The sequence below is a fragment of the Streptomyces sp. CB01635 genome, from assembly GCF_002803065.1.
GTDB lineage: Bacteria > Actinomycetota > Actinomycetes > Streptomycetales > Streptomycetaceae > Streptomyces.
This window is the reverse complement of sequence record NZ_NNBL01000025.1, coordinates 111,692-120,847: the sequence shown is the minus strand read 5'-3', so window position 1 is coordinate 120,847 and position 9,156 is coordinate 111,692. Positions and strand designations below refer to the sequence as shown.

At 71.8% G+C, this 9,156-nt stretch carries 9 protein-coding genes; 1 reads left to right on the top strand and 8 read right to left on the bottom strand.

The annotated features are described in order from the left end of the window. The 8 genes from CG723_RS37325 to CG723_RS37290 form a co-directional block, all read right to left on the bottom strand. Nucleotides 1-769, bottom strand: a 769-nt coding sequence (locus tag CG723_RS37325) for an adenosylhomocysteinase (RefSeq protein WP_100597974.1), incomplete at its 3' end; no start/stop codon positions are given. A 235-nt stretch (nucleotides 770-1,004) separates the two neighbouring features. Further along, entirely contained in the window at nucleotides 1,005-2,009 is a 1,005-nt protein-coding gene (locus tag CG723_RS37320; protein ID WP_100597973.1) for a cation diffusion facilitator family transporter, read from the bottom strand. Nucleotides 2,010-2,138: 129 nt separating this feature from the next. Further along, nucleotides 2,139-3,290: a mannose-6-phosphate isomerase, class I gene (gene manA / locus CG723_RS37315; RefSeq protein WP_100597972.1), complete on the bottom strand. Its 1,152-nt coding sequence runs from the start codon at nucleotides 3,288-3,290 to the stop codon at nucleotides 2,139-2,141. 63 nt (nucleotides 3,291-3,353) lie between these two features. Next, nucleotides 3,354-4,478, bottom strand: coding sequence for an SIS domain-containing protein (locus CG723_RS37310; RefSeq protein WP_100597971.1), 1,125 nt, complete (start codon nucleotides 4,476-4,478; stop codon nucleotides 3,354-3,356). A 43-nt stretch (nucleotides 4,479-4,521) separates the two neighbouring features. After that, nucleotides 4,522-4,692 (bottom strand): Trm112 family protein, encoded by a 171-nt coding sequence (locus CG723_RS37305; RefSeq protein ID WP_100597970.1) that lies wholly within the window; start codon nucleotides 4,690-4,692, stop codon nucleotides 4,522-4,524. A gap of 109 nt (nucleotides 4,693-4,801) precedes the next feature. Next, nucleotides 4,802-6,166 (bottom strand): phosphomannomutase/phosphoglucomutase, encoded by a 1,365-nt coding sequence (locus CG723_RS37300; protein ID WP_100597982.1) that lies wholly within the window; start codon nucleotides 6,164-6,166, stop codon nucleotides 4,802-4,804. A 68-nt stretch (nucleotides 6,167-6,234) separates the two neighbouring features. Then, nucleotides 6,235-7,851, bottom strand: a complete 1,617-nt coding sequence (locus CG723_RS37295; RefSeq protein ID WP_100597969.1) for an L-lactate permease — start codon at nucleotides 7,849-7,851, stop codon at nucleotides 6,235-6,237. 128 nt (nucleotides 7,852-7,979) lie between these two features. After that, on the bottom strand, nucleotides 7,980-8,354 hold the full coding sequence (locus CG723_RS37290) for a DUF3499 domain-containing protein (RefSeq protein ID WP_199842048.1): 375 nt from the start codon (nucleotides 8,352-8,354) through the stop codon (nucleotides 7,980-7,982). A 323-nt stretch (nucleotides 8,355-8,677) separates the two neighbouring features. Here CG723_RS37290 and CG723_RS37285 point away from each other — a divergent pair, with 323 nt between their 5' ends. Further along, nucleotides 8,678-9,133, top strand: a complete 456-nt coding sequence (locus tag CG723_RS37285; protein WP_100597967.1) for a metallopeptidase family protein — start codon at nucleotides 8,678-8,680, stop codon at nucleotides 9,131-9,133. Nucleotides 9,134-9,156: the final 23 nt, after the last annotated feature.

Here is a 9,156-nt window from a genome sequence, read left to right as displayed (position 1 = left end):
TGCCGTCGATGAGGGAGTGACGGCAGCCGTACTTGTTGTCGAACTTCGACTTCGTCACGGCATCGTTCACATTGATCGCCGGGAACAACAGGGTGCCGTCACGGTACATCTCGTAGAGACGGTGGACACCGGTCGTGGTCTCCTCCGTCACGCCACGGATCTCCGAGGCGAGCTGGGTCCACTTCTGCGAGCCCTCGGTGATGGTGCGGTTGAGGAGCTCCAGGATGACGCGGTGCTCGTCCGACTCGGCGGTGTCGGCCGAGGGGACCTTGCCGTCCTTCTCGTACTGAACGCCGTTGTGGACGAGGAGGGTGGCGTCACCGCCGTCGTCCAGGATCATGTTCGGGCCGCCGGTGGGGGTGTTCGGCCAGGTCAGGGCCTGCTCCGTGCACCACCAGTACTCCTCCAGGGTCTCGCCCTTCCAGGCGAAGACCGGGACGCCCTGGGGGTTGTCCGGGGTGCCGTTCGGGCCGACGGCGATGGCCGCGGCGGCGTGGTCCTGGGTGGAGAAGATGTTGCACGAGGCCCAGCGGACGTCGGCGCCGAGGGCGACGAGGGTCTCGATGAGGACGGCGGTCTGCACCGTCATGTGCAGGGAGCCGGTCACGCGGGCGCCGGCGAGCGGCTGCGTGGCGGCGTACTCCTTGCGGATGGACATCAGGCCGGGCATCTCGTGCTCGGCGAGGGTGATCTCCTTGCGGCCGAAGGCGGCCAGGGAGAGATCGGCGACCTTGAAGTCCTGGTCCTGTCGCTTGTCGACAGTCGTCATAGGGAGATTGCTCCTCGTGGTGGTGGGTCGAGGTGGGCATGGCTTGCCTGCGGCGATGGACATACGAGTGCCCGGCGCTCGCAGCGCAGTCCGTCGGAGGCCCTCTCTCCCTCGGCCGGCCCGTCGTGCGGGCCGCCCGACCGCCATCAGCAGCGACGTCTGGCTCAGAGACGAATCTACACCGATCGGCCCAGCCGGACCCAGCCCGCCTCCGGGTCCGGCGCGAGCGGGAGGGTCAGTTGGCGTCCGGTCCCGAGCTGTCGGGGGTCGGGCTGTCCGAGGCCGGGCCGGCCGGGGTCTTGGCCGGGTTGGTGCCGGCCGAGGCGGCCGCCTCGTTGTAGATGTCCGGTTCGAGGTAGATCACGCGGGCGATCGGGACGGCCTCGCGGATGCGGGCCTCCGCGGCGTTGATGGCGTTGGCGACCTCGGTGGCCGTGTCGTCGTGCTGGACGGCGATCTTGGCGGCGACGAGGAGTTCCTCAGGGCCGAGGTGGAGGGTGCGCATGTGGATGACGCCGGTGACGGTGTCGCCGTCGACGAGCGCGGCCTCGATCTTCTTGACCTGGTCGACGTCCGCGGCTTCGCCGAGGAGCAGCGACTTGGTCTCGGCGGCCAGCACGATCGCGATGGCGATGAGCAGGACGCCGATGCACACGGTGCCGATGCCGTCCCAGAGGCCGTCGTCGGTGGCGAGGGCGAGGCCGGTGCCGGCGAGCGCGAGGACGAGACCGATCAGCGCGCCGAAGTCCTCGAGGAGGACGACGGGCAGCTCGGGGGCCTTGGCGCGGCGGATGAACTGGGACCAGGTGAGCTTGCCGCGCAGCTCGTTGGACTCCTTGATGGCGGTGCGGAACGAGAAGCTCTCGGCGATGATCGCGAAGACGAGGACGCCGATCGGCCAGTACCAGTTCTCGAGCGCGTGCGGGTGCTTGATCTTCTCGTAGCCCTCGTAGACGGCGAACATGCCGCCGACCGAGAAGAGGACGATGGAGACGAGGAAGGCGTAGATGTAGCGCTCGCGGCCGTAGCCGAAGGGGTGTTGCGGGGTCGCCTCGCGCTGGGCCTTCTTGCCGCCGAGCAGCAGGAGGCCCTGGTTGCCGGAGTCGGCGAGCGAGTGGACGCTCTCGGCGAGCATCGAGGACGAGCCGCTGAAGAGGAACGCCACGAATTTCGCTACCGCGATCGCGAGGTTGGCGGCGAGTGCCGCCACGATCGCTTTTGTGCCGCCTGAAGCGCTCATGTGTTCCCGATGTCCCTTCGTACGCGGTCCCGGGCCACAGCTCGTACGGATCTGTCCGCGTACGCCGTCCCGGGCTTTGCCCACCCTTTGCGGTGGGTCATTGTTGCAGCCCGGGACAGCTGAGGCGCGTCAGGCCACCACGGTTGCCCGGAACAGGGTGCCGACTCCGGACACTTCGGTCTTTTCGCCGGCGGGGACGAATGCCGACTGCCCTGCGGTGAGGTCGAGTTCGCCGGCGCGGACGGTGCCCGCGGTGCAGAGCAGGATCTGCGGGGTCTCGGCGGTCACGTCGTGCGCGGCGGCGCCCTCGGGCAGGGTGTAGCGGGAGAGGCGGAATTCGTCGATGGGGGTCTCGTAGACCTCTTCGCCGTCGGGGGACGCCTCGGGGCGCAGGATGCCCGGGTCGGTGGCCTCGAAGCGGACGATTCGCAGGAGTTCGGGGACGTCGACGTGCTTGGGGGTGAGGCCGCAGCGCAGGACGTTGTCCGAGTTGGCCATGATCTCTACGCCGAGGCCGTCGATGTAGGCGTGCGGGACTCCGGCGCCGAGGAACAGGGCCTCCCCGGGGTTGAGGCGGACGTGGTTGAGCAGCATGGCCGCGATCACGCCCGGGTCGCCGGGGTAGTGGTGGGCGAGTCCGGCGTAGGGCACGTAGTCGCCGCCGAGGCGTTCGGCGGCGGCCTCGGCCTCGGTGACCGTGGCGGCCATCTCCGCGGGGTCCGCGCTCAGTACGGCCGTCAGGACCTCGCGCAGCGCGGCCTCTTCGGGGTGGGCGCGCAGCAGGTCGGCGTAGGGCTTGAGGGAGTCGACGCCGAGGCCCTCGATGAGGCGTGCGGCCTCTTCGGGGGCGCGGAATCCGCACAGGCCCTCGAACGGCGTGAGGGCGCAGATCAGTTCGGGCTTGTGGTTGGCGTCCTTGTAGTTGCGGTGCGGGGCGTCTATGGGGACGCCGGCGCGCTCTTCGGCCTCGTAACCCTCCTTGGCCTGGGCGAGATCGGGGTGGACCTGGAGGGAGAGCGGGGCGCCCGCGGCGAGGATTTTGAGGAGGAAGGGGAGGCGGGGGCCGAACTTCGCGACGGCCTGCGGGCCGAGCTCACGCTCGGGGGCCTGGTCGATCACCTCGTTGAGCGGGCCGCGCCCGGTCCGCGAGGGGGCTCCCGGGTGGGCGCCCATCCACATCTCGGCCTGCGGCTCGCCCGTCGGCTCGGCACCGATGAGGTGCGGGATGGCGGTGGTCGAGCCCCAGGCGTAGGGGCGGACGGTGTTGGTGAGGCGGTCCATCAGGTGTTCTTCTCCGTACGCGGGTCAGGGGCCGGCCGGTGGTTCGGACCGGCCTGGTCCACGTCATGCGCCCGAGGCGAGCGCGAGGTAAACGGCGGCGAAATCCGTGACGGCGATCAGTTCGGCGAGTGTTTCCAGTTCGCCGCCCTCTTCGGGTTCGAGCTCGCTGATCGGGGTGTCGTGGCCGAGGGCCAGCTCGCGGGCGGCGGGCGCGGCGGTGAGGCCGCCGGGCCGGTCGCGCAGGAGGACGACGCGGACGCGCATCGGCTGTGCCTCGTCGACCCGGTCGCGGAAGAAGTCGTCGGGGTCGGCGCCGCCCGCGAGGTCGCCGAGGAGGAGGCGGCCGTGCGCGGGGAGCGCCTCGGGCAGGTCGGAGGCGAGGGCCGGGCGGCCGGCGAGTTCGGCGAGCGCGGCGGCGAAGCGGCGGCCTGCCGGGCCCGCGGCGTGCCCTTCGGTCCAGATCAGGGGCAGTGCGTCGGCGAGCTCGGCGGCGAGCGTCTTGGCGGGGTTGCTGTAGGTCGCAATCGCCGGGCCGCAGCGCTCGGCGGTCTGGTCGAGGCGGTCGGCGACCTTCTCCAGGGTCTCGGCCGGCGCGGAGAGCAGGCCGGTGCGGTCCAGGAGGGAGAGCAGTGGGGTGAGCAGGGCCCACAGGGCGCCGGGCGCGGAGGCCGCGGCGGGTTCGTCCTCCTCGTACGGGGCGGTCGCCATCGGTACGAAGAGGCCGTGTGCCCCGGCGACGGCTTCGCTCAGGGGGGCGCCCGCGGGGCTGACGGCGACGATGGTGCAGCCGCGCCGGTAGGCCTGCTCGACGAGGAGGGCGAGTCCCGGCTCGGTGCCGTCGGTGGTCGCGACGAGGAGGAGGTCCACGGGGCCCGCCCAGCCGGGCAGCTCCCAGCGCAGGGCGCCCGCGGCGGGGGCGACTCCGGTGGGGCGCAGGCGGGCTACGGGGCAGGAGGCGCCGGCGAGCCTGTTGAGCAGGTCGGCGACGCAGCCGGCGGCCAGTCCGGGTCCCGCGAAGAGGACGGCGCGCGGGCGGCCGTCCGGTTTGAGCTCGGTGATCCCGGCCTCCGCGGCGTGCCGGACCGCGGTGCGGACGCGGGCGCCGGCCTCGGCGGCGCCGCGCAGGAGTCCGCGGCGGTCGACCCTGGCGAGGGCCTCGGGGGCGTCGAGCAGCGATTCGTCGAGCATGGTGTCAGCCTCCGGGACGGCCCCTGTGGGGCCTGGGTGGGACCTATGCGGGGCGGCGGGCCTCGTCAACGAGGAGTACGGGGATGCCGTCGCGGATCGGGTAGGCGAGGCCGCAGTCCGATCCGGTGCAGAGCAGCTCGGCGTCCGCCTCCTTGAGGGGGGCGTGGCAGGCCGGGCAGGCGAGGATCTCCAGGAGGCCGGCTTCGAGCGGCATGAGGTGTCCCTTCGGCGGTATGAATGTGTGTGCGTGCGGCCTGGTCAGCGTACCGCCGGGGACGGGGGCACGGCTGCTCGGACGGGAGTCCCGGCGGGTGTGGCCGTGGTCAGGCTCTGATGATCGCCAGGACCTCGTCGCGGATCTTGGTCATGGTGGCTTCGTCCCTGGCCTCCGCGTTCAGTCGCAGGAGGGGCTCCGTATTGGACGGGCGGACGTTGAACCACCAGTCCGCGGAGGTGATCGTCAGGCCGTCGAGCTCGTCGTGCGTGATGCCGTCCCGGCCGACGTACTCGGTCTTGATCGCGGCGAGGCGGGCACGCTGGTCGGCGACCGTGGAGTTGATCTCGCCGGAGCCGGTGTAGCGGTCGTACTCGGCGACCAGGGCGGACAGGGCGCCGCTCTGGCTGCCGAGGGCGGCGAGGACGTGGAGCGCGGCGAGCATGCCCGTGTCCGCGTTCCAGAAGTCGCGGAAGTAGTAGTGCGCCGAGTGCTCGCCGCCGAAGATCGCTCCGGAGGTGGCCATCTCCTGCTTGATGAACGAGTGGCCCACACGCGTGCGTACCGGTGTGCCGCCGTGCTCCTTCACGACCTCGGGGACGGACCAGGAGGTGATCAGGTTGTGGATGATCGTGCCCGTGCCGCCGTTTCTCGCCAGTTCGCGGGAGGCGACGAGGGCGGTGACGGCGGACGGGGAGACGGGGTCGCCGTGCTCGTCGACGACGAAGCAGCGGTCCGCGTCGCCGTCGAAGGCGAGGCCGAGGTCGGCGCGCTCCTCGCGGACGCGCCTTTGCAGGTCCACGAGGTTCGCCGGGTCGAGCGGGTTGGCCTCGTGGTTGGGGAACGTGCCGTCGAGCTCGAAGTACATCGGGACGAGGTCGAGCGGCAGGTCCGCGAAGACGGTCGGGACGGTGTGCCCGCCCATGCCGTTGCCCGCGTCGACGACGACCTTCAGGGGGCGGATCTCCGTGAGGTCGACGAGGGAGCGCAGATAGGCCGCGTAGTCGTCGAGGGTGTCGCGCCGGGTGAGTGTGCCCGCCTTCACGGCCGGTTCGGGGGCGCCCGTCTCCAGCCACTTCTCGGCCAGTTCGCGAATGTCGGCGAGGCCCGTGTCCTGTCCGACGGGGGCGGCGCCGGCGCGGCACATCTTGATGCCGTTGTACTGGGCCGGGTTGTGCGAGGCCGTGAACATCGCGCCGGGCAGGTCGAGCGCGCCCGACGCGTAGTACAGCTGGTCGGTGGAGCACAGGCCGATCTCTGTCACGTCGGCGCCGAGGGCGGCCGCGCCCCGCGCGAAGGCCCGGGAGAGGCCGGGTGACGAGGGCCGCATGTCGTGTCCGACGACGATCGCCGCCGCGTCCGTCACGCGCACGAAGGCGGCGCCGAACAGCTCGGCGAGGCGCTCGTCCCACTGGTCCGGGACCACTCCGCGTACGTCGTACGCCTTGACGATCTGCGACAGATCAGCAGCCACGGTCACCCAACTCTCCTGAAGTCCGCTTCGGACAGCACAAACTACCCGTACGGACTGACAGTCAGCTGTCAGGGCAGCATCCAGCCGAGGACCGCTGAGCTCTGCGCCATCACGATCAGGCACATCACCAGCAGGAGTCCCGCGCTCCACGGCAGCACCTTGCGCAGCAGATCCCCCTCCTTGCCCGCGAGCCCGACGGCGGCGCAGGCGATGGTGAGGTTCTGCGGGGAGATCATCTTGCCGAGGACACCGCCGGAGCTGTTCGCGGCGGCGAGCAGTTCGGGTGACAGGCCGGACTGCTGGGCGGCGGTGACCTGGAGTGCGCCGAAGAGGGCGTTGGCGGAGGTGTCGGAGCCGGAGACGGCGACGCCGAACCAGCCGAGTACGGGCGACAGGAACGCGAGGCCCGCGCCGGCCACGGCGACGAAGTGCCCGATGGTGGCGGCCTGCCCGGAGAGGTTCATGACGTAGGCGAGGGCCAGGACGCTGGTCACGGTGAGGATCGCGAAGCGCAGCTCGTACACGGTCGCCAGCCACTCGCGTACGGCCACGCGCGCGTGGACGCCGATGACGGCGGCCGTGATCGCGCCGGCGAGGAGGACCAGGGTGCCGCCGGTGGAGACGAGCGGCAGGGTGAAGAGGTTGCCGCCGACGGGCTTGCCCTCGGGGTTGGCGACGTTCAGGAAGGGCCAGTCGAAGACGCGCGTCGCCTTGGCGATCCAGTCCTTCACCGCGGGAATCTGCGCGATCGAGAAGATGACGACGATGAGCGCGTAGGGGGCGTAGGCGCGCAGGATTTCGGGCCGCGGGTCGTCCTGGTCGAGCTCTTCGCTGCGTACTCCGGTCAGGACGGCGGCGCGTACGGGTTCGGCGGCGGGCCTGCGCGCGTGCGGCACTGCGACCAGGGCGCCCGCGCCGACCAGCGCGGCCCCGATGTCGGCGAGCTGTGCGGAGACGTAGTTCGAGGCGGCGAACTGGGCGGCGGCGAAGGCGACTCCGCAGGCGAGGGCGGGTATCCAGGTCTCGCGCAGGCCGCGTCGCCCGTCCACGAGCCAGACGAGGACCAGCGGCACCACGAGGGCGAGCAGCGGGGTCTGACGGCCCACCACGGAGGCGACGGAGTCGAGCGGGAGCCCGGTGACCTGGGCGAGGGTGACGACGGGCGTGCCCATCGCGCCGAAGGCCACGGGCGCGGTGTTGGCGACGAGGGCGACGACGGCCGCCTTGACCGGGTCGAAGCCGAGCGCGACGAGCATCACGGAGCAGATGGCGACGGGTGCCCCGAACCCGGCGAGCGCCTCGAGGAGCGCGCCGAAGCAGAACGCGATGACGAGGGCCTGGATGCGCGGGTCGTCGGACAGCCGCCCGAAGGAGCGGCGCAGGATGTCGAAGTGCCGGGTGCCGACGGTCATCCGGTACACCCACAGGGCGTTCACGACGATCCACATGATGGGGAACAGCCCGAACAGCGCGCCCTGCGCGGCGCTCGACACGGTCTGGCCGACCGGCATCCCGTAGGCGAGGCAGGCGACGAGGGCGGCCACGGCGAGCCCGATGAGGCCCGCGAGGTGGGCCTTCATGCGGACGGCGCCGAGCAGGACGAGCACGGTGACTAGGGGCAGGGTCGCGACGAGTGCGGACAGACCGAGCGATCCGGCCACGGGCTCAAGCTGCTGGACGAACACGGGCGCCTCCCGGGCACTGGGTGGCGAAATTGTTGTGTCCGCAACAAACTCAGGTCAATGCGTGGGACGAAGGAGATTCCGTAAAGGGGAAACCTAAGTCCGAATCCAGCTGCCGGGCGGCGTCCGGCTCAGCTGTCCGGCGAGCGCAGCACCCGGAGATGGCCGCGGCGCGCGACCTCCATCGGGTCCGCCGTGCGGGGGCCGCCGCCCGCCTCGGCCGCGCGCTCCCGCGGGCGGGCCGCCTCACGCACCGCGTTGGCCAGGGCCTCCAGATCGTCGCCACTGGGGCGCGAGGGGCCGGAGCTGTCGGCGAGCCGGACGACCTCCCACCCGCGCGGGGCGGTGAGGCGCTCGGAGTGCTCGGCGCACAGGTCGTAGCAGTGGGGTTCGGCGTAGGTGGCGAGGGGGCCGAGGACCGCGGTCGAGTCGGCGTAGACGTACGTCAGCGTCGCGACGGCGGGACGGCCGCAAGCGGTGCGCGAACAGCGACGTACAGGGCTCACAGCGTTGGACGGTACCGCACTCTTGAGCGGGCCGCGACGACTCCCCGGGAGGTCACCCCACCGTGTCGTGGTGCGCAGCGGCGCACACGGGGCTCCGGGAGCGCGCCGCTGACCTGCGCGGACCGGGGGTGGTGCGCCCCGCGTCCGTGGTGAACGCGGTCACCACTCGGGGCAAATACCGACAGGAGCCGCGAGGCCACCGGTCCGGGAGGGACGCGGAATCGCGCCCAAGTTTGGCTTGATCGGTCAGGAAGCGACATGCCGGTTCCGTACGGCGCCGGCGCGGGCAGGGGCGTCGGCGGGAGGTCTACGCTGCGTCAGTGATGGAGAACCCCGTACCGCCCCCTGCCGCAGAGCCGAAGCCTCCCCGCCGCCGCGACCGGCACGGCAGGGGCATGCGCGGGCCCGTCGCCCCTCCTCAGGTGCCGCTCTCCGCGAGCCGGGCCGAGGGGTTCGCCGATCTGGTGCAGGACTCCGTGGAGCGGCTCGAGCGACGCTTCCCGCAGCTCGCCGACATCGATTTCCTGATCCTCGAAGTGCCCGCGGTCGGCCCGGCCGGCGAGGGCTGGAGCGACGAGGCGGTGCCCCTGGGCGGCACGATCGCGGCCCGCGAGGGGCGCCCCGCGCGCGTGGTCGTCTACCGCCGCCCGGTCGAGATCCGCACCAAGGGCCGCGACGAGCGCGCGGCGCTGGTGCACGAGGTCGTGGTCGAGCAGGTCGCCGAGCTCCTCGGCCTGTCCCCGGAGACGGTGGATCCGCGCTACGGCGACGAGGAGTGACCCGGCGGACCGGGCCACTCCTC